This is a genomic window from Planococcus beigongshangi (assembly GCF_016820495.1).
GTDB lineage: Bacteria > Bacillota > Bacilli > Bacillales_A > Planococcaceae > Planococcus > Planococcus beigongshangi.
Window position 1 is genome coordinate 66486 of the sequence record NZ_JADHDU010000005.1, and the last position, 20327, is coordinate 86812.

Annotated in this window: 29 protein-coding genes, 1 pseudogene and 1 riboswitch; of the genes and pseudogenes, 25 read left to right on the plus strand and 5 right to left on the minus strand. The window is 45.0% G+C overall.

All coding sequences use genetic code 11. The features are described from left to right. Positions 1-131 precede the first annotated feature (131 nt). The 8 genes and pseudogenes from IQ294_RS12105 to IQ294_RS12140 all read left to right on the plus strand — a co-directional run bounded on the left by IQ294_RS12105 (position 132) and on the right by IQ294_RS12140 (position 7986). Entirely contained in the window at positions 132-992 is an 861-nt protein-coding gene (locus IQ294_RS12105) for a DUF72 domain-containing protein (protein WP_203334314.1), read from the plus strand. 26 nt (positions 993-1018) lie between these two features. Then, the gene (locus tag IQ294_RS12110) at positions 1019-2362 is read left to right on the plus strand and encodes a bifunctional metallophosphatase/5'-nucleotidase (protein ID WP_203334315.1); all 1344 of its coding nucleotides are present in this window, start codon (positions 1019-1021) and stop codon (positions 2360-2362) included. Positions 2363-2439: 77 nt separating this feature from the next. Further along, a riboswitch (Lysine riboswitch) is annotated at positions 2440-2621 on the plus strand. 114 nt (positions 2622-2735) lie between these two features. Then, complete coding sequence (locus tag IQ294_RS12115; protein ID WP_203334316.1) at positions 2736-4310, plus strand: Na+/H+ antiporter NhaC family protein; 1575 nt, start codon at positions 2736-2738, stop codon at positions 4308-4310. A gap of 197 nt (positions 4311-4507) precedes the next feature. Continuing rightward, complete coding sequence (locus tag IQ294_RS12120; protein ID WP_203334317.1) at positions 4508-6040, plus strand: sodium-dependent transporter; 1533 nt, start codon at positions 4508-4510, stop codon at positions 6038-6040. 12 nt (positions 6041-6052) lie between these two features. Beyond that, complete coding sequence (locus tag IQ294_RS12125) at positions 6053-6166, plus strand: methionine/alanine import family NSS transporter small subunit (RefSeq protein ID WP_203334318.1); 114 nt, start codon at positions 6053-6055, stop codon at positions 6164-6166. A gap of 153 nt (positions 6167-6319) precedes the next feature. Next, positions 6320-6598: pseudogene (locus IQ294_RS12130) on the plus strand (YutD family protein); the annotation flags it as partial. A 178-nt stretch (positions 6599-6776) separates the two neighbouring features. Next, complete coding sequence (locus IQ294_RS12135; RefSeq protein ID WP_203334319.1) at positions 6777-7235, plus strand: DUF86 domain-containing protein; 459 nt, start codon at positions 6777-6779, stop codon at positions 7233-7235. Next, the gene (locus tag IQ294_RS12140; RefSeq protein ID WP_203334320.1) at positions 7222-7986 is read left to right on the plus strand and encodes a TIGR01457 family HAD-type hydrolase; all 765 of its coding nucleotides are present in this window, start codon (positions 7222-7224) and stop codon (positions 7984-7986) included. The genes IQ294_RS12135 and IQ294_RS12140 overlap by 14 nt, the downstream gene beginning before the upstream one ends. A gap of 20 nt (positions 7987-8006) precedes the next feature. Here the strand turns inward: IQ294_RS12140 and IQ294_RS12145 are convergent, their stop codons facing one another. Next, a complete protein-coding gene (locus tag IQ294_RS12145) occupies positions 8007-8243 on the minus strand; it encodes a YuzB family protein (RefSeq protein WP_203334321.1) in 237 nt (78 codons plus the stop codon). A gap of 270 nt (positions 8244-8513) precedes the next feature. Between IQ294_RS12145 and IQ294_RS12150 the strand changes: the two genes are divergently transcribed. Further along, positions 8514-9581: an NAD(P)/FAD-dependent oxidoreductase gene (locus IQ294_RS12150; protein ID WP_203334322.1), complete on the plus strand. Its 1068-nt coding sequence runs from the start codon at positions 8514-8516 to the stop codon at positions 9579-9581. An 82-nt stretch (positions 9582-9663) separates the two neighbouring features. On the opposite strand, the gene IQ294_RS12155 is transcribed toward IQ294_RS12150, so the two are convergent. From IQ294_RS12155 to IQ294_RS12170, 4 genes are all read right to left on the minus strand, one after another. Next, positions 9664-10746, minus strand: a complete 1083-nt coding sequence (locus IQ294_RS12155) for a tyrosine-type recombinase/integrase (protein ID WP_349291354.1) — start codon at positions 10744-10746, stop codon at positions 9664-9666. A gap of 129 nt (positions 10747-10875) precedes the next feature. Then, complete coding sequence (locus IQ294_RS12160; RefSeq protein ID WP_238942816.1) at positions 10876-11409, minus strand: ImmA/IrrE family metallo-endopeptidase; 534 nt, start codon at positions 11407-11409, stop codon at positions 10876-10878. Between the two features lie 71 nt (positions 11410-11480). Beyond that, on the minus strand, positions 11481-11939 hold the full coding sequence (locus IQ294_RS12165) for a hypothetical protein (protein WP_203334324.1): 459 nt from the start codon (positions 11937-11939) through the stop codon (positions 11481-11483). Between the two features lies 1 nt (position 11940). Beyond that, positions 11941-12315, minus strand: coding sequence for a helix-turn-helix domain-containing protein (locus IQ294_RS12170; RefSeq protein ID WP_203334325.1), 375 nt, complete (start codon positions 12313-12315; stop codon positions 11941-11943). A gap of 151 nt (positions 12316-12466) precedes the next feature. Here IQ294_RS12170 and IQ294_RS12175 point away from each other — a divergent pair, with 151 nt between their 5' ends. The 16 genes from IQ294_RS12175 (at position 12467) to IQ294_RS12245 (ending at position 20326) form a co-directional block, all read left to right on the plus strand. Continuing rightward, entirely contained in the window at positions 12467-12694 is a 228-nt protein-coding gene (locus IQ294_RS12175) for a helix-turn-helix transcriptional regulator (protein WP_203334326.1), read from the plus strand. Positions 12695-12826: 132 nt separating this feature from the next. After that, positions 12827-13549 carry a phage antirepressor KilAC domain-containing protein gene (locus tag IQ294_RS12180; RefSeq protein WP_203334327.1) on the plus strand — a complete coding sequence of 241 codons (723 nt, stop codon included), beginning with the start codon at positions 12827-12829 and terminating at the stop codon, positions 13547-13549. 32 nt (positions 13550-13581) lie between these two features. Beyond that, positions 13582-13749, plus strand: coding sequence for a hypothetical protein (locus IQ294_RS12185; RefSeq protein WP_203334328.1), 168 nt, complete (start codon positions 13582-13584; stop codon positions 13747-13749). A 26-nt stretch (positions 13750-13775) separates the two neighbouring features. Further along, positions 13776-13925 (plus strand): hypothetical protein, encoded by a 150-nt coding sequence (locus IQ294_RS12190; protein WP_203334329.1) that lies wholly within the window; start codon positions 13776-13778, stop codon positions 13923-13925. A gap of 61 nt (positions 13926-13986) precedes the next feature. Next, on the plus strand, positions 13987-14316 hold the full coding sequence (locus IQ294_RS12195; RefSeq protein WP_203334330.1) for a DNA-binding protein: 330 nt from the start codon (positions 13987-13989) through the stop codon (positions 14314-14316). 88 nt (positions 14317-14404) lie between these two features. Beyond that, positions 14405-14914: a helix-turn-helix transcriptional regulator gene (locus tag IQ294_RS12200; RefSeq protein WP_349291355.1), complete on the plus strand. Its 510-nt coding sequence runs from the start codon at positions 14405-14407 to the stop codon at positions 14912-14914. Then, positions 14911-15036 (plus strand): hypothetical protein, encoded by a 126-nt coding sequence (locus IQ294_RS16420; protein ID WP_255536288.1) that lies wholly within the window; start codon positions 14911-14913, stop codon positions 15034-15036. The genes IQ294_RS12200 and IQ294_RS16420 overlap by 4 nt, the downstream gene beginning before the upstream one ends. 204 nt (positions 15037-15240) lie before the next feature. Further along, a complete protein-coding gene (locus IQ294_RS12205; protein WP_203334331.1) occupies positions 15241-15549 on the plus strand; it encodes a hypothetical protein in 309 nt (102 codons plus the stop codon). A 15-nt stretch (positions 15550-15564) separates the two neighbouring features. Beyond that, on the plus strand, positions 15565-15804 hold the full coding sequence (locus tag IQ294_RS12210) for a hypothetical protein (RefSeq protein WP_203334332.1): 240 nt from the start codon (positions 15565-15567) through the stop codon (positions 15802-15804). Positions 15805-15819: 15 nt separating this feature from the next. After that, positions 15820-16020 carry a hypothetical protein gene (locus IQ294_RS12215; RefSeq protein ID WP_203334333.1) on the plus strand — a complete coding sequence of 67 codons (201 nt, stop codon included), beginning with the start codon at positions 15820-15822 and terminating at the stop codon, positions 16018-16020. A gap of 102 nt (positions 16021-16122) precedes the next feature. Next, positions 16123-17058, plus strand: a complete 936-nt coding sequence (locus tag IQ294_RS12220; RefSeq protein WP_203334334.1) for a YqaJ viral recombinase family nuclease — start codon at positions 16123-16125, stop codon at positions 17056-17058. An 11-nt stretch (positions 17059-17069) separates the two neighbouring features. Further along, a complete protein-coding gene (locus tag IQ294_RS12225) occupies positions 17070-17570 on the plus strand; it encodes a hypothetical protein (RefSeq protein WP_238942817.1) in 501 nt (166 codons plus the stop codon). 13 nt (positions 17571-17583) lie between these two features. Further along, on the plus strand, positions 17584-18447 hold the full coding sequence (locus IQ294_RS12230; protein WP_203334335.1) for a recombinase RecT: 864 nt from the start codon (positions 17584-17586) through the stop codon (positions 18445-18447). 70 nt (positions 18448-18517) lie between these two features. Further along, a complete protein-coding gene (locus IQ294_RS12235; RefSeq protein ID WP_203334336.1) occupies positions 18518-19342 on the plus strand; it encodes a phage replisome organizer N-terminal domain-containing protein in 825 nt (274 codons plus the stop codon). Continuing rightward, positions 19278-20105: an ATP-binding protein gene (locus tag IQ294_RS12240; RefSeq protein ID WP_238942818.1), complete on the plus strand. Its 828-nt coding sequence runs from the start codon at positions 19278-19280 to the stop codon at positions 20103-20105. Before IQ294_RS12235 ends, IQ294_RS12240 begins: the two co-directional genes overlap by 65 nt. 11 nt (positions 20106-20116) lie before the next feature. Further along, positions 20117-20326 (plus strand): hypothetical protein, encoded by a 210-nt coding sequence (locus IQ294_RS12245; protein ID WP_203334337.1) that lies wholly within the window; start codon positions 20117-20119, stop codon positions 20324-20326. Position 20327: the final 1 nt, after the last annotated feature.

Here is a 20327-nt window from a genome sequence, read left to right on the forward strand (position 1 = left end):
TCCCCACTGGAAATCTCCGCTGCATTTTTTGCAGCGGAGATTTTTTAATGCACTTTTTGGGTAATGTTGAGGTAGGACGTTCAATTTTTTCTATGCTATCATTTAACTAACAGTATTTCGGAGGTGGAACGATGATTTTAGCAGGATTGACAGGATGGGGAGACCACCCCGATGTTTATGGTCCGGGCTCAAAGCAAAAAGACAGGCTCACCGATTACACGGGACATTTCCCGATTGTGGAATTGGATTCTTCTTTTTATGCTGTGCAGCCGGAAAGAAATATCCGTAAATGGATTGCTGAAACACCGGATTCTTTTCAATTCATCGTCAAAGCGTATCAGGCAATGACCGGGCATCTTCGCGGTGAAAATCCATTTGAGACGGAAGAGGAGATGTACGAGGCTTATATCAAGTCGGTCCGCCCGTTGAAAGAGGCAGGGAAATTAGCGATGGTGCTGCTGCAGTTTCCTCCTTGGTTTGATTGTGTAAAAGAAAACGTAGATGAAATCAGGCGCATTACTTCGAAACTCAGCGAATTCGATTTGGCGATCGAGTTTCGCCACCAATCCTGGTATGCCGAAGGATTCCGGGAGAAAACGATTGAATTTCTGCGTGAGAATAATCTGATCCATTCCGTCTGCGATGAACCGCAGGCAGGCGACGGCTCCATTCCGCTTGTGCCGATTTCGACACGGAAAGACAAGGTGCTGTTCCGCCTGCATGGGCGCAATGTCCACGGTTGGGTCAATATCGGCAATGCGAAAAAATGGCGGGAAGTGCGTTATCTATATGATTACAATGACGCGGAGCTGAAAGAAATCAGCGGTGCCGCGAATAAACTGGCTGAACAGGCAGATCAAGTCTACGTCATTTTCAATAATAACTCCGGCGGCCATGCTGCGGGGGATGCCAAGCAGTTCCAGAAGATGAACGAATTGACCTATGAAGACCTCGCACCAAAACAAATGGATTTATTTGACGGAGAATTTTAACGGAAAGCAGTAAAGAGGTGTTTTAAATGGCTGAAACCATTCATATCTATCATACTAACGATCTGCACAGCCATTTTGAAAATTGGTCGGCGATCCAGGCTTTTCTGACTGAACGGAAACGCTGGCATGAAGAAGAAGGGGATTTTTGTCTCATTCTGGACATCGGAGATCATGTCGACAGATCCCATCCCTATACAGAAGGAACTGCAGGTAAAGGTAATGTGGAGCTCTTGAACAGGGCGGCCTATGATGCTGTGACGATCGGCAATAACGAAGGAATCACATTGTCGAAAGAGGAGCTGGATTCGCTCTATGAGGAAGCGGATTTCGAAGTGATTGTGTCCAATCTTGTAGATCAAGCTGGAACAAGGCCGCATTGGGCGAAACCTTACAGCATTATACAGACGCGAAAAGGGGTGCGGATAGGTCTTGTCGGCGCTACGGCAGAATTCACACCTTTTTATGAAAGGCTTGGCTGGAAAGTGACCGGAGCAAGGGAATCCATTCTGCAAGCAGTGGAATCGATCAAAGGACAAACGGATCTGATAATCTGCCTATCGCACCTTGGTGTCAGGGAAGATGAATTGCTGGCCGAAACCTGTCCGGATATTGATATCATCCTGGGGGCACATACACACCATATTTTTCACGAGGGTAAACTGATTGGTGATGTACTGCTCGGTGCCGCCGGTAAATTCGGAGCCTATCTTGGCCATGTCATGATTGAAGACGATTTGAAAAAGAAGTCGGCGTACTTGATCGAGGCTGAAAAACTTGGCAATCCGGATGAACGGTACGATGACAGTTTGAGGCAGCAAGGGAAGGGTTTACTGCACGAGGTCGTATTCCGTAACGAAAAGCTGCTGACAGCGGAATGGTTCAAGGAATCCGACATGGCTCAGTTGTTCGGCCGTGCGATGATCGAATTTTCCAATGCGGATTGCGCCCTTTTTAATGCGGGATTGTTCATGAAAGACCTGCCGCTCGGTGAAATCACCCGATTTGATTTTCATCAGATGCTCCCGCATCCGATCAATCCGTGCATGATCGAACTTACAGGCGCCGAACTGAAGGAAATTTATCTGCAGTCGATGAATTCCGATTGGCCACAATTGGAATTGAAAGGTTTGGGGTTCCGAGGAGCGGTATTCGGTAAAATGATCCGCACCGGAATGGATATGGAGAATCATCAATTGTATATCAATGGGAAATTGGCAGACAGCGGGACGACTTATAAACTGATCACCCTCGACATGTTTACTTTCGGTTATTTCTTCCCCGAATTTAAACGCTCCCCCAAAACTTACTTCATGCCTGAGTTTATCCGTGATGTATTCAGCGGATATTTTTCACGCTATGCTGTGAAGTGATGATGTTTCTGTACAGACTGATTAAATTGTACTTGATTTTCGAACAATTTTAGGATAAGCTTACTAAGAATTAAATATTGATGGGTAGAGGCTGCGAAACTAATCAGTAACCTATGTGAGCGTGACAGCGATGAGCATAAGTGAAAGGTGGTTTTGCCGAAGTCCATTTTCCGTTGTCACCGGAAAATGGGGCTGGGGGCATTCTGAATAAGAATGTCACTGTCATTTATGCAAGCATAAATGGAGGGCTACAGTTTTGTTTGATGTTTCATCATGCAGAAGCATTGTAGAAAGCCGGCTCGTCCCCTATGGATTGAGCCGGCTTTTTTTCTTCATATTGATCTATCCCATCAAAAACAGGAGGGTATCATCAATGGAAAATACACTTTTTTCAATCCTGCCGCCGATTATTGCCATTGTCATGGTTTTATTGACGCGCAGAGTGCTATTGTCACTTGGAGCCGGAATCATTTCCGCCGCTTTGCTGGTGGCATCTTTTGCTCCGCTTGAGTCGCTCGAGCAATTATTTACGTCATTTGCTGTCATTTTTTGGGACGAAGGGTTTAACGCATATAACGTCTTCATACTTCTGTTTTTACTATTGCTGGGTGTCATAACAGCGTTTGTCAGCTTGTCTGGAGGCAGCCGTGCTTTTGCCGACTGGGCTTCAACACGGGTGAAATCCAGAAGAGGGGCGAAAGTGCTTACTGTCATACTGGGTATCGTCATTTTCATCGATGATTATTTCAATGCACTGGCTGTTGGTCAGGTGGCGCGTCCGATCACTGACCGCTATAGGGTTTCCCGTGCGAAATTGGCTTATTTCATCGATTCTACTGCTGCACCGGTGTGTGTAGTGTCACCGGTATCAAGCTGGGGGGCAGCCATCATTGGAATTATCGGGACGATTCTGGCAGGGCAGACTTTTGTTGAGTATTCAGCTCTGGAAGCTTTCCTCTGGATGGCACCGATGAACTTCTATGTTCTTGCTGCGCTGGCGATCGTATTTTTTGTGGCGATACGTGATGTGGATTTCGGCGAGATGAAAAAACATGAAACGCTGGCGATCAAAGATGGGCAATTGTTCGATCCGGAAAAGCCGATTCCAGGTGAAATGAAAGAGGAATTTCCTGCCCATTCACATGGACGCGTGATCGATTTACTGCTGCCGATCCTGCTATTGGTGATTGGTACAGTGTTGACCATGATTTGGACAGGTTACCAAAACGCCGAACAGGTTTTTGATATCTGGCTGATTTTCGAAAACACCGATGTTCCGGCATCACTTCTCGCAGGTGGATTATTGGGTGCAGGGGCTTCGATCGTTCTCTATATGATGCAGATGAAGACAAATAAAACAGCAAATGCCGGCTGGGTCGGAAAAGGGATCTGGGCTGGATTCAAATCGATGATCGGTGCTGTACTTATTTTGATCTTCGCCTGGTCATTGACATACTTAATAGATGGACTTGGAACGGGTACTTATTTATCGACAGTAGTGACTGAAGGGAATGTGCCGGTTACGGTTCTTCCAGTACTGCTTTTCCTTCTTGCCGGAATCATGGCGTTTTCAACGGGAACCTCGTGGGGGTCATTCGGTATACTCCTGCCGATTGCCGGAACGATCATGATAGAAGCGGCTCCTGAATTATTGCTTCCTGCTTTGTCAGCTGTTCTTGCAGGTGCGGTTTTTGGGGATCATTGTTCACCGATATCCGATACGACGATCCTGTCTTCAACCGGAGCAGGGAGTAATCATATGGATCATGTCGTAACACAGTTGCCATATGCATTTACTGCGGCCGGTATTGCATCTGTCGGGTATTTGGTCATAGGGTTTACGGGGTCGCTCTTATGGTCCTTATTGGCTGTAATTGCTATTCTGGCAATATTATTCATAGTTTGGTCTCAACGGACAACTATCCTTGAAAAAACTAATAAAGCTTGAAAATGCGTAAGCGGAGAATTCGATTCTCCGCTTTTTTATTATCGTTTGAATAGTTTTTCGAAAAAATCTTAGAAATCATCTTTACATTAAACTGCCCGCTCGGTATACTGATTTTAGATTAGATAATAATCTGAAAATATACATTCTTCCCATTTTTCTGTAATAGAATGGAAAGGATGTAAAGAGGGGGAGAAATTATGGAACGTTCGACATGGGGGACAAGAGCCGGTTTTATCATGGCCGCTGTCGGGTCAGCCGTAGGTTTGGGGAACATATGGCGCTTTCCGTATGTAGCCTATGAAAATGGTGGAGGAGCATTCTTTATACCGTACTTATTCGCTCTGTTAACCGCAGGGATACCAATTCTTATTTTGGAATTCACCATTGGGCACAAATACCGCGGATCAGCTCCACTGTCATTCTTCAGGATGGCAGGAAAAAAGGCAGAATGGATCGGATGGTGGGCAGTATTAGTGTCCTTTGTCATATCGGTCTATTATGCAGTGATTATCGCCTGGGCGATGCGCTACACAATCTTTTCATTCAATCAGGCTTGGGGAGAAGACACGGAAGGTTTCCTGTTTAATGATTTTCTCCAGCTGACAGTAGAACCGGGGCAGACAGGAAGTATAGTCTGGGGTGTATTTATCCCGCTGGCGCTCGTATGGATCATTACTTTAGGGATTCTATTCGCCGGTGTCAAACGCGGTATTGAAATGGCAAACCGCATTTTCATCCCTGCACTAGTTGTCATTTTCCTTATTATTGTAATACGTGCTGTGACTTTGGACGGGGCAATGCTTGGTCTTGATGCATTTTTCAAACCGGATTTTGATGCCATTATGAATCCTCAGGTTTGGGTAGCGGCATATGGACACATATTCTTTAGTTTATCGGTCGCATTCGCCATCATGATAACGTATTCCAGTTATCTGCCGAAAAAATCGGATATTACAAATAATGCATTTATCACCGGATTTGCAAACTCCGGTTTCGAGTTGCTGGCAGGCATCGGTGTTTTTGCGGCGTTAGGTTTCATGGCAACTCAAGTGGGTGAGCCTGTAGCTAACGTTGCTTCAGCAGGGGTAGGGCTGGCATTCGTAGTCTTCCCGCAGATCATCAATCAGTTCCCGGGGATGAATGGCTTATTCGGAGTCCTGTTCTTCCTGTCATTGACATTGGCCGGATTAACATCATTGATGTCGATTGTTGAAACATATGTTGCGGGTATTTCTGAGAAATTCGGTATTACACGCAATAAGGCTGTCGCGTTCGGTGGAGGCTTAGCGGCTTTAGTTTCAATTCTTTTTGCGACTCAGGGCGGTTTGTTCTTCCTGGATCTTGCAGATTATTACATCAACCAATTCGGTGTTGCGGCTCTTGGCCTTGTCGAAGTGGTTATGGTCGTTTGGGTTCTTCGTAAAGCGGATAATCTTAAAGGCCATGCAAACGACATTTCCGATATTCAACTTGGCGGCTGGTGGAAACTCAGCCTTGGCGTCATCACACCGATCGTACTCGGTTATATGATGTTCGGATTATTGAAGCTGAATATTCTTAAAGAGCACACGGATAGTGAAGGCAATATCATAGGGAACTACGAAGGATATTCGGATATGTTCACACTTACAGGCGGTGTAGCTGTAGCTGCTGCCGCACTGATTCTTGGAATTCTGCTCTCCCTCGGCAAATGGCACAAAGATCACGCCACTTTCGAGGAAGATAAATAAGGGGGACATACTATGTCAATCGAAGCAATCATCGTTATGATCATCGGTATGGTGATCATTTGGGGCGGCTTGGCTGCCAGTATTCTGCATGCTGTAAAAAAAGGCAAAGAACGAAAAGCGGCGTAACAGAAAAATCCGGGGGCGGATGCTCCCGGATTTTTTATTTTGGCTTCTGTTTAGAGATGCCGGCGCCTTGTGAGCTGGTTGTCTTTATGGTACATTTGGAAAAGAGAATCTGACAGTAAGATCAATATGAATAATGCAGGTTACAGTAAATGGATGGTGAAAGTATTGATTACAATAGACCAGTGGAATTACGAGATCGTAACGGATTATCGTGATGGATTTCAAGAAGAGGCGTTGAATAACCGGTACAGTGAAATTCTGGGCAAGTATGATTATATCCTTGGAGACTGGGGCTATGGCCAGCTGAGATTAAAGGGTTTCTTCGAAGATACCAACCATAAGGCAAGCTATGATACCAAAATCAGCACCTTGCAGGATTATTTATACGAATACTGTAATTTCGGCTGTGCATATTTTGTCATTAAGAAAGTCGGCAAAGCGCCAGTTGCCGAAAAAGAGGTTGCAGAAGCACCAGCTGAAATGGCGATACAGGAAAATACAGGCGATGCCCCGGTTGCAGAATCATGATGCAGCGGGGTTTTTTCATGGCGATATGCTATTATAGTTAGTGATATATAAAGTTTAAACTATACCTGTTGGAGGGTTATACATGTATTTTATTGACCGCAGCAAGATTACTGAAACAATCAATTATATGAATTCCTTATTGGATCTATACGAGGGAAAAACGAGCTGGGTTACACTGGAAGATCAATTGGCGCTGGAACGGCTGAGCCATAATATCGTAGAATCGATCATCGATGTCGGCAACAGCATGATCGATGGATTCATCATGCGGGACCCGGGAAGTTATGATGACATCATTGATATCATGACGGACGAAAAAGTGATCACCCCGGAAATGGATGCACCATTGAAACGTGTCATCGGACTGCGTAAAGCATTGGTGCGGGACTTCATGAAAACGGATCATGAAAATATTTTGACAGTCTTGGATGGTGCACTGGAAGAACTGAAGGCTTTCGGACCTAAAGTCGAACATTATCTTGTCCACGAACTGGGGCCGGTCTCCGCTTTTATCCCTGAGGTAAAAAATGAAGGCCTATAAAGCGTATTGTCTGGATCTGGACGGAACAGTGTTCAGAGGCAGCGAATTGATCCCTGAAGCTGCTGATTTCATCAAGAGACTTCAAGGCAAAGGCATTGAACCTTTTTATGTGACCAATAATGCCTCCATGACGGCCATACAGTTTAAGGAAAAACTGAAGGCTTTCGGAATAGCTGCATCAGACGGCAGGATCATGGCTTCTTCTATAGCGGCAGCAAAATACATCAAACGCTGGTATCCGGGAAAGACGGTTTTCATGATCGGTTCCGAAGGCGTGGAACAGGCTTTGCATGATGAAGGAATCGAGAGAGTCAGTGAAAATGCAGATGTGGTAGTGATGGGGATCGACCGCAATATCAATTTCGAGAAACTGGCGACAGCTTGTCTGGAAGTCAGAAAAGGCGCAGCTTTCTTGTCGACAAACGGCGACTTGGCTTTTCCTTCGGAGAGAGGCCTCATACCCGGCAACGGGGCATTTACAAAAGTGGTGTCTGAATCGACTGGCATAGAGCCGGTGTTTATCGGCAAACCGGAAGGGCATATGCTGGAAGCGATCCAATATGAATTTGGCTTTGGATTAGAGGATATGGTGATGATCGGCGATAATTACGATACGGATATTCTGGCCGGTATCCGCTTTGGCATTGATACGGTCCATGTAAATACGGGAGTGACGCCGACAGAAGAAGTGGCTTCAAAAGACATCCAGCCCACCCATGCGATTGAAAACCTCAGTTTTTGGGAATTATAAAAAGCCATCAAAAAGATGGCTCAGAATAACGGATTTTCTTCTATAAACTCATACACCTTGCGTGTCAGTTCTTCAGGGGTGTCCGCTTCCACGATTTCCCCATTGACCAGGGCAAAAAGTGTTTGGGAGCACAATGTGCAATAACTTAAACAGCCATATTCCAATACATCCAGATTCGGGTCCCGTTCCAGTTTTTCAAACGATTCCTGAGCTCCATTTACGATATTGCTGACGCAAAATTCAACAATTGGATTCATTAAGGTCACCTCGCTACTTGGAAATCCTACCTTTTTTCAGTGTCAAAGTCAATTATTTGGCTCTCTTCCTGGGTATCGGAATCCTGGGGCGGGGCTCTTCGGTAATAAGCCGATTCAGCCCTGTGTGTATGGGGGATTGTTCCATTAATCCATCTTAGGCCAACCAGGACTAAGCGGGCAACGCCGCATTTCCATATTGTGAAACTTATCACAATCCGATATACTTTACATGGGATAGAAGCAGACAGATGATAGTTAAAGGAGATTTTTATGCGAAAATTAGTCTTATTGGGCGGCGGTTACGGCAATATGAGGATATTGCTCCGTTTATTGCCTAACAGTTTACCTCAGGATGTTGAAATTACATTGATCGACCGAACTCCATTCCATAGTATGAAAACGGAATTCTATGCACTTGCAGCCGGTACCGAATCGGATCAGGATGTCAGAGTGGATTTTCCTGTGCATGAACGCCTGAAAGTCGTTAATGGCGAAATTCTGGAAATTGGCTTGGAAGAAAAATGCATCTTCATGGATAACGGCCAGCGCATCGCATTCGATGAATTGGTGATCGGCCTTGGCTGTGAGGATAAATACCATAACGTTCCGGGTGCTGATCAGTATACCTACAGCATCCAGACAATCGGACAATCACGTCAGACCTATCAGACTTTGCTCGGCTTGCCGTCAAATGCGGTGGTCGGCATCGTCGGAGCGGGGCTCAGCGGTATCGAACTTGCGAGTGAATTGCGTGAAAGCCGCGACGATCTGCAGATCAAGCTGTTTGACCGCAGCCCGCGTATTTTACGCGATTTTCCGGAACGTTTAAGTAATTTTGTGAAGAAGTGGTTCGACACGCATAATGTTGAAGTGGTTTCGAATTCCAATATCACTAAAGTGGAGCCGAGTCTTCTATATAATCACGAAGAAACGATTCCGGTCGATGCTGTAGTTTGGACAGCAGGCATCCAGCCTGTGAAACCGGTGCGCGACCTGGGTCTTGAAAGTGATTCGAGCGGACGGGTGGTCATCAATAAATACCACCAGCTTCCGGAATACACGAACGTCTATGTTGTTGGGGACTGCGCGGCTTTACCGATGGCGCCTTCTGCCCAGCTTGCCGAAGAACAGGCTGAACAGATCGTCAAAGTGTTGAAGATGAACTGGAAAGGTGAAGAATTGCCTGAAACGATGCCCGAGATCAAGCTGAAAGGCTTCCTCGGATCACTCGGTAAAAAGCAAGGCTTCGCTTATCTGGCAGACCGGACAGTGACCGGACGAATTGCCCGCCTGATGAAATCCGGCGTGCTGTGGATGTATAAATGGCATAATGGTTAAAAACCGACAGAAACGTTGATATGACAGGGTTTACGCGAGGAAAGAGGGAGGAATTTTACCCCACTCGCACAGAACTCGCACATTATTTCTCGAAAGTCATCTGATAGAGGTCGCCGAAGTGAGTATGCACTCGCTCGGTGGCCTCTTTTTTCTTTTTCTTCGTGACATGGGTGTAGATGTTTTTGGTGGTCTTGGAATCCTCATGACCGACCCGGTTCATGATGGTGTCGAGATCCATTCCAGCAACGGTCGCCATCGTGATATAGGTGTGCCGGAGAATGTGCGGACCTTCAACCTTGGAGACGCCAGATTTCTTGCACAGCCGGATGGTCCGGTCATAGACAAAGCGGCTGGCGTACGGGTATCCGTTTTCGCGGCAGAAGACAAAGTTTTCATCGTGATAGTCCGTTATAGCCTTCCGGAACTTCAGCCGGATTTTCGCCTGGCGGAGTCTGAGTCGTTTGAGCATGTTCAAAAGCTCATCATCCACATCAAAAGTCCGAATGGCCTTCCTTGTCTTCGGCGGCGTCAGTTCATATTCCCGCATGTTATGATTCGGCATGTCCATCGTCTTCGTGACCCGGATGGTTTTCTCCTCGAAACTTATGTCCGTCCACTTCAGGGCACAAACTTCGCCGACACGCATGCCAGTAAAGGCCATTAAATAAAACCACTCCATATCGTTCTCCAGACCTCGGGCAACCGATGCATGCAGAAATGCTTGCAGCTCGTCCTCTTCGAAATACTTCTCATTGATCTCGGTCTGCTCGATTTCCTCCACCGTCAACCTTCTTTTTGGAATTACAATTTCAGCCGCTGGGTTATCGCTCCGCAGCTTGTGCCGTATGGCGTGCTTAAAGATGAAGTTGGCTGTGACCTTCACACCGTCCAACAAGGACCGAGACAGGCCTCGTTTATCCAAATCCACCAGTATGTTTTGCGTAACTCCGTGGGTGATCCGTCCGATGGCCACACCACCGATGTATTTGCAAAGCGTCCGGATGGAAGAGCGCCGGCTGCGGATCGTGCTGTTCTTCACGCCGGATACACTGTATATCTCATACCATTGCCAGGCGACTTCCTCAAATGCGATATTCATGCCGGCCTTGTTGTCGACACCGGATTCCAATTCCTTCATCGCATCTTTGACTCTCTGTTGGGCCACGTTCTTTTTCTCGGACTGTCGGCGAACCGGGTTGCGCTTATTCGTTACTGGATCCCGTGGACCTTCGGCGTAACATTCCCATTTACCGTTCTTTAATTTTCTGCATTTCATGGCATACACTCCTCCGGTTCACCGTAGCATCCGGCGGATAGGTGTGCCGGTAATTTTTTTGTTGCGCTGACTTTCTGGCGGTAGGGTTTTAAAGTCCTCCAGTCCTCTGCGGTAAATTTGATTCTGCATGTAATGCTGCAGGCGCTTTTCTGCGAATTCCTGCCCAACATGAAACGTCTCCATGATCAGCCAGACGGCTTCTCGTTCGTGTGCCGGCAACTTCAAAGCCTGCAGTATGAAAGAGGGGACGCAGAACTGGTACATAAAATTATCCGCTTGCCATTCCTGAAGCTCGACAAACCATTTACCCATCTTTAATTGATTTCCGCTGTGCCGGAGGTAATGGCAGAGCTCATGGCCGAACATCATCCATTCTTCACTGATGGTACCTCTCTGGATAACGATTTCATTATCGAACCTAAACACTCTGTTACTGTATGTAACCTCAACGCCAAGCTTTTTCGCTATTTGTAGCATGTTCAAGTCTTCGGGTTTTGTGATGCCAATCGATTTATACAGTTCGCTTATGTAGTCCTCCAGGTGCGTGTACAAGAATTGACCTCCTTTTTTGGAACATATGTTCTGTTTATGGGTATAAATTTAGGCGCACGCTATAGGTGCACCTAATTATTATTTTCAAGAACTCCTATGGAAATCGGCAATTCTTCATCAAGATATTTAGCGGAAATTTCCTTAACCTCTTCAGTAACTTGCGACAAATGTATCTCCATAAGCCCAAAATCTCCAGCTAAACCTTTTTCTACACCCAACTCAACACTCCATCCGATTTCGATGATTTCTTCTGCCAAGGGAGATGTTTCATGTTTTTCTTTAATTTCTGCAGTTGTGCTTTCGACTTTCGCCGTGGTTGCATGAAGCACGCTCTTTTGTTCAAAGGATCCGTCTTCTTCAAAGGTAGCTTCCACAAGTCTAAAAGTCATATCTTCAAGGTACTTCAATGCATCTTCTTTAGACATTTCCTCTTGTGTTACAGCTGATTCAACTACCTGATCAGTTTCATTAGTACACGCTGTTAAAACCAACAATAAGAACATGTAAAATACGATAAATATCTTTCTCATCTCATTCCTCCTTTTTCTGACTCTTCTTAAACTTAATATAATCATATACTTCTTTCATATCCTCTGCAGATAAAGATTCCATGTCCTTGAACATTAAATCAATGTCCGGAAATTCTGAAGCAATTTTAGAAATGAAATGAGACTTATCTGCTTGATCATCAACATTAGTTGCATTCGGTGTTTCTGTACGGCCTAGAAGATAATCGACACTCACTTCATAAAAGTCAGCTAGCCTCTGCAACGTTTCGTAATCGGGTTCACGTTGTCCCTGTTCGTACATAGCGTATGTAGTTCTAGCCACTCCAATCCGTTTCGCTAAATCAGATTGAGTAATATTTCTACGGGTTCTTAAATTTTTCAGACGGTCGGATAGCATAGAATCCCTCCTAATTAGTTAAATTATACCTACACAAAGCGTGTAATGAAATTGTTTACGCAAAATGCGTAATTAATAGTTGACTTGTCACATAACGTGTAGTATTCTATGTATAAGAAGTACACGAAACGTGTAATTAGGAGGTGTAAGAATGAGAGAATGGTTGAAAACCAAGCGTTTAGAAGCTGGACTTACTCAAGAGGAAGCAGCTAAAAAAGCTGGCATCGCACGGACGACATACGCCATGATAGAACAAGGCGAGAGAGATCCAAGCGTTTCAGTAGCTGCTAAAATCGCCGGAGCACTAAAATTCAAGTGGACTATTTTTTTTGACAACAAAGTACACGAAACGCGTAACGAAAAGCGATCAGCAGTCTGAGAAAGGTGGCGAATAACCACCCGGCAAGCTCAACTAATGAGCTTCCATGACTCAGGAAGGAAATATTAAACAACTTAAAGTATCAGAATATTTCTTCATCTGTAAATTATTTAAAACTAAGGAGGAATTTTAATGAATGAACTTATTCCAACTTCGCAAAGTGCCACTGGAGAAATTACATTAAGCGGTCGAGATCTTCATGAATTCTTAGAGGTAGGTACTCGATACGATATTTGGTTTAACCGCATGACGGAATATGGTTTCGAAAAAGAAATTGATTTTGTTGAAGTCGTTCAAAAAAGAACAACATCACATGGCCGAGAACACGAAATGATGGACCACCAAATCAAACTCGACATGGCTAAAGAAATTGCCATGATCCAACGCTCTGAAAAAGGGAAAGAAGCGCGTCAGTATTTCCTGCAAATTGAAAAGCTCTGGAACAGTCCCGAAATGGTCATTAAAAGAGCAATGGACTTCCAGCAACAGAAAATCATTTCATTGGAAGCGAAAGTCAAAGCCGACGAAAAGAAAGTCTTCCTCGCAGAAGCCATTCAAGTCAGCGAGAACGCGGTGTTGATCAAGGACCTGGCAACCATCCTTTGTCAAAGGGGATTAGATATAGGTCAAAATCGATTGTTCGAGGTTTTAAGAGAGAAGGGTTACTTGCTTAGCAGCAATGCTTACTGGAATAAGCCTTCGCAGAAAGCAATGGAAATGAAGTTGTTTGAGGTTACGACCCGACTGCACACTTCCAGCGACGGCAGCACATATTTGAAGTACACGCCGAAAGTGACAGGCAAAGGCCAGTTTTACTTTATCAACAAGTTGCTAACAGGAAGTAAGGCTATCTAGGAGTTGAACAATAAAGAACAGGAGTGAAGAGGATGAGGGAAGAAAATTGCAATGCTTGTCACAAAGAAATCGAAGTGACCGAAGATTATAAACCTGAATATTGTTGTAGTGGCTACGAATGTGGCTGTTATGGACTTCCTACAAATCCTGTATTTTGCGATGAATGTGAGAGGGAGCTAATTGGCGTTGCAGTAGAATAGTCGAACCATAAATGGAGGTTATGAAAATGGAATTTGAATTAACTAATAAAGAAAAGAAACTAATTGTTGAAGCTATTCAAGGGCATTTAAACAACCCCAAAGCCGACATATCTTATGAAAAACTTAGAGATATGAGTGATTTAAAGGAAAGAATTAGAGCATCAATCAATGAGTAGTACGCACATAAAACGAGAGAAAAAGGGCGTGAGGGACGCCCTCAGAGAGGAGTGAAAAACCGTGGACGAAAACATGCTTGTGACATTAACCGTCGGAGAATTACGGAACGTCGTCAGCGAGGTTGTAAACAAAGAAGTGCAAAAAGCAATTGCGGAACAGCTGGAGCTGCAGGGGAGAATTGAACAGTTGCCGCCGATGCTGACGCGTGAGGAGTTCATGAAAGTTATGCGCGTCAGTTCGACAACCGCCACAAAGATTTTTGACCGACCCGATTTCAGAGTCTTTCGCCGAGGGAAGCTGCTGATTGAAACCGAGTTTCTGTTTGAATGGATCCGTAAAAACTCTGATTGGGTGGAGGAGAATACCCAATACTTCCGTTCCATAAGTTAAGTATAAAGCGTACATCCATAACGGATGGCAAAACCCAAGTAAACCCGCCGGTGAAACGGTACTAAAAATGGAGAAAGGATGAATTAATGTGAAATCGAATCTGAAACAAGTCATGAAGGAAATGAGAGAGGGGGAAACGCAGCAGCAAGTAGCGATGAATCTGAACGTGACCCGCGAATCTGTCTCCGCTTACGAAAACGGGAGAGCTAAATTGCCGCCAGACATTGCACAGAAAATGATGGAGAAAAAGCAAAACCCGTGGTTTGCCATCGCCTTACGAAACGAATACACCAAAACCGGTCCGATCCGCTTGAATGGTCCGAACTTCGACGGTCATCGCTCGGCGATCCGTGAAAAGACTATCGAAGAAGTGAAGGAAGTCCTCGGCACCCTCGAAGATTTCAGCTTCGCTAAACCGCTTCAGAACATATCGGACTGGGAACGACCGAAAGTGGATTTACTGGCCGAGCATATCGTTGAAGCCATCACCGCCCTTGAGCACACGTTGGCTGTGTTATGCGATGAAGCTGGGCTTAGCTATAACGAAGCCTGGAGCCGGCATTATTTAGAACTTAAATCGAAAGGATATGTCCAGTGATGATCGAATACGGCGAACCGCTTCACATTTATCTGTCCTGCTGCTTCATCATCTTCATCGGATTCTTGTTTTATCTCATGCTGCACAAACCGAAAAAAGCGCAAAAAAATAGACCGAACTGAGGTCCAGTCAGTCGGCCGAAAATCAAATATGTTAGCTAGTTCATTATACCACAAAAGAGAATTATATACCTGTTATTTGGGAGCCTTGGCTCCCGTCAATAAGCCCAGGATGAATCACTCCTCCTTAAGTGTATTCGCCTCTACTAGCCATAGAATGCCTGGGCTTATTGATGGGATTCAACCATCAGAAAGGAAGTGAAGAATATGAAAAGGTTGGTGGCTTCTCGGAAGCTGAAAAGAAAATGCGTTTATTGCCAATGTAATTTTAAAAAAGGAAATGTCTATTACAAAAGACGTTTTGTGTTTAGTTCGTTTAGCAGTATCGAAGCTTTTGAACATCTAGTTTGTCCGAAATGCAAATATCAATCTGAACGCCATATGCATCGGTTCAGTGAATTTTTAGGCAAATGCCATCATCCAATTGAAGAAGAAGTCTATTCGCTTATTCCAGGTGAATATTACGCCATGCAACCGGATCGTACCGAATGCAAAATATGCGGTCAACCATTATAGAAAGGAAGTGAACACATGCAAGCACAAGGACAAGCAGCTACGGACCTCGACACCTTCGACAAGTCCGAAAAAATGATGGAGATCCGGAGCTTTTTGCGGATTTCAGCAAACGAAGGAAATTCTTCAAGCGTCATCTCTTTTGAAAATCTCGGAAATTCGAGGGAAGCGATATTCATCATTACGTTGTTGCGGAATCATGGCTATACCGTGAATTATGGCAAAAAGGACGATGGCGTCATCATCGTTAAATGGTGAGAGGGGGTGGGACAAGTGGAAGGAACATTCTGTGAAGACTGCGGCATTTTTCTTGCTGCTGAACCTTCGAAATATGAAGAACGCTGCTATGACTGCCATGAAGATGAATTGCACCGGGCGGCAGAAGAAGGGTATTGCCCTGACGGAATCCGGTTCGCGGACTGGACGATGATCCAGCACAAATACAAGGAACCGGAATTTGTTGAATGGCAATAAAAAAAGCCACTGCAAAGGCAGTGACTCACCGTCCCATGTGGCGTGGGGCGACTAAATTAATAATCTTAAAGCTATCTTAGCATAAAAAATGGAGGGAACGCAATGCGTGCAGAATCACTCGTATCGACTCATGAATTAAGCCGTGAAGATTGGCTGGAAGCCCGCAGAAAAGGAATTGGTGGCAGTGACGTATCTGCCATCGCTGGCTTGAATAAATGGAAATCACCAATCGGAGTTTACCTGGACAAAACAGGTCAGTCACCTGAAGAAGATAAAGCTGGTGAAGCTGCTTATTGGGGCAACGTCATGGAAGATATCGTGGCGCAGGAATTCACCATTAGAACCGGCATTAGGGTCCGGAAACGTAATGCGATTCTTCGGCACCCAGAGCACGATTTCATGCTGGCGAACGTGGACCGGTTGATTGTCGGCAAGAAGGAAGGACTCGAATGCAAGACAGCTTCTGAATACCTGAAAGGGGATTGGGAGGACGAAGAAATTCCGGCATCGTATCTGCTGCAGTGTCAGCACTATATGGCTGTAACTGGTTATCAAGCTTGGCACATCGCTGTACTGATCGGCGGAAATAAATTCATCCATAAACGCATTGAACGGGATGAAGAATTGATTCAGTACTTAATCGATATCGAAACTGACTTCTGGGTCAATCACGTTCAGGCAGAAGTACCCCCGGCCTTTGATGGCTCTGATGCTTCCACGGATTTATTGAAAGCTCTTTATCCGGAAGCTGAGCCTACCAGCGAAATTAAGCTCGGCAGTGATGTTGAGCAAATGCTGGATGCCATGGATCAGCTAGCTGCAGATATCAAAGAATTCGAAACCAAAAAGAAGGAATACGAAAACCAGATCAAGGCGCTGATGGCCGAGAATGAAAAGGGCTTCACGCTTAATCGAGTGGTTACCTGGAAGAACTACGAAACCAACCGGCTTGATTCCAAGCGCTTGAAAGCTGAACAGCCGGATCTTTACAAAAAATACATTAACACGACAACCGCGCGCCGGTTCACCGTGAAATAGGAGGAAAACATATGCCGAACTGGGCTGAAGGTAATTTGAAAGTTAGAGGTACGCAAAAAGAAATCGTTACATTTCTAAAAGGTGCGTTCGGAGGAGTGTCGGCGTTTTTTTCCCAACAAGAAGAAGTCGAAGTTGAAGAGAATGATTATTCTATAACCGTTAAATCGAAGCATGGGTTGCATGTCAATGGCACAAGAAGGGCGTTTGTTGATGGTGAGATTGAGTTCTATCTCGACTATGAAGATGATGAAATCGTTGTACTTGTGATTGATGATTTCAAGCAAGCATGGGGCATTGATCCAGAACCATTCATTCATCTTTCGAAAAAATTTAAAGTAGACAAAAAAAAATTTATGTATTCGAGAAAGGCATGGAATTTAACCACGACGTCGAGATTCATAAAGGCGAGCTTGTCAAATCGGACGTCATTCAATTTGAAAATTACAAGTGGGATTGCATCATGCCAAATCTCGGCGGCTAATTCCAATACAACAATATCCATTAAAAACTAGGAGGAATTCATTCATGGCAACAAATGAAGCAGTCAAAAACCAATTGGCACAGAAAAACACGCAGGTGCAAAAGAAAGCGCCGGCACCGGAACAGACACTGAACGCGCTCTTGAAACGCATGGGCCCAGAAATTCAACGCGCCCTTCCGAAACACATGGACGCCGACCGGATTGCTCGGATCGCTCTGACGGCTGTTCGTACCACACCGAAATTACTGGAATGTGATCAAACCTCTTTCCTTGCAGCTATCATGCAGTCAGCACAACTAGGTGTTGAACCGAATACAGGTCTTGGTCAGGCTTACCTAATTCCTTACGGCAAGCAAGTTCAGTTCCAGTTGGGTTACAAGGGCCTGATTGACTTAGCAGTCCGTAGTGGGCAGTACAAATCGATTTATGCCCATGAAGTATACGCCGAAGACGAATTCGAATTCACATACGGCTTAACGAAAGACTTGGTCCATAAACCTGCTTCCATTCCGCAAGGCGAGCCAATCGGCTATTATGCTGTCTACCACTTGCAAAACGGTGGTTATGATTTCGTTTACTGGACGAGAGAACGCATTGATCACCACGCTCACAAGTTCTCGCAAGCCGTTCAAAAAGGCTGGACGAGCCCATGGAAAACCAATTACGACGCAATGGCCAAGAAGACGGTCCTGAAAGAAGTACTGAAATACGCTCCTAAGTCGATTGAGCTGCAGAAGACAGTGGAGGCAGACTCTACTATCAAAAATGAAATCAGCCGTGATATGAGCGAGATTATCGATGTAACAGACTACACAGTCCTGGACGATCAAGTAGAAGTAGTGGAAGAAACAGCGGATGCTGCAAAGGATAAAAAACCGAGTGTGCACGAACAAGGGTCGTTGGTCTAAGTGTTAAAAAAGGGGAGTGAGGGCTCCCCTTAAAAATTATAGAAATATAAAAAGATTTGAGGGATTGGCAATGAGCGAAGTGAAGTGGATCAAGCTAAGCACACAAATGTTTGAGGATGAAAAAATACGGTTGATAGAAAGTATGCCGGAAGCGGACACGATTCTTATTGTGTGGGTCAAATTACTTTCGCAAGCAGGCAGGTCAAACAATAATGGCTACATTTATTTATCTGAAGATATTCCATACACGGATGAAATGCTGGCAACCATCTTTAACCGTCCGCTATCTACAGTCCGAATGGCTTTAGAGGTATTCCGCAACTTTGGAATGATTGATGTAGATTCAAATCATTTTATTAGCATATCGAATTGGGAGAAACATCAGAACGTTGCCGGGCTCGATAAGATTCGTGAACAGAACCGTATCCGTAAGCAAAAAGAACGCGAAAAAAAGAAACTCCCTGCCCCGTCACGTGACCGTCACGTGACAGTCACGCCGAATCACGCAACAGAACTAGAACTAGATTTAGAACTAGAACTAGAAAAAGATGTTGTTGTAGATGATAGCGCTGGAAAAGCATTCCGATTCTACGAAAAAAACATGGGTCCACTGGTCCCACATATTTCAGAACGAATTTCTATCATGATTGATGAATCATCTGAGGAGTTGGTTCATGAGGCATTGAAACGTTCTGTGGAAGCAAATGCGCGGAACAAAATGAATTTTGCTGACACGATCCTGAAAGATTGGGGTGCCCAGCGAATCAAAACCTTAGCCGATGTCGCTGCTGCAGACAAAGAATTCGAAAGACGAAAGCGAGGGAACTCGAATGGAACCACTCCGAAAAATCATGGAGGACCTCACGACGAAGAATATGACGGACTCTCAATCTAAAGGCTTGGAATGTCCGCATTGCAAAGAAGTTGTGCCACCACTTGAAATCGAAGTCTTGGGAAAGAATCGTTGGGTGCAGCCAATCTGCAAATGTGAAGCCGATATCCAGAAAGCCGAACTTGAGACGATGAAAAATGCGCAGCGTGAACGCGAAGTTCGAGAGTTGTTCGCCATTAGCGACTTGGGCAAACGGTTTGAGGAAGCCAATTTCGAAAATTTCGATTCTCGTCCCGGCGCTGAAAATGCGGAGAAGATTTCGCGGTACTATGCAAATAACTTTGAAGAATTCGGACTTGAATCCATTTTACTCTGGGGCATCCCCGGCAATGGGAAATCACACTTAGCCGCAGCTATCCACAATCAACTTCACAGAGAAGGAAAAGTCGTGGTTTTTGTATCGATGCCGGACCTGTTAAAGAAAATTAAAAATACATTTGGCAAAGGCAATACGGAAAGTGAAGAAAAAATCTTGAAGGCTTTGAACATCTGCGACCTGTTAATCATCGATGATATCGGCGCAGAGAAGACGAGCGAATGGGTGCAGGAAATCATTTTTCTGATCATCGACAATCGCTACCGTCGCAATAAACCGGTAATGGCCACATCTAATTTGGAACCAAAGGAATTAGCTGGGCAGATTGGTAAGCGCTCTTATGACCGCATCGTAGAAATTTCGCAATCAATCGAGAATAAAGCGTCCAGTTACCGGCGAGAGGTAGCGAAGAACCGTTTATCCAAGTTTGATCACTTACTGAAAGATTAGGAGGAAGGGCAATGGAATACATCTTAAACAAAACACCGCAAGACTACCGCACATATATTTTGGACATGTTGGTCGTTACAGCCGGAAGCTGGCAGGCAGCAGGATGCAAGGACGAGGCACTGGAAGCGAAGTTCATTCATTTACTTGGCGAGATTCATCCGAAACGAGAAACGGCGCTACTGGCGTTGCAGATGCATATTGCCGGGGAGGTTGCGGCGTGAA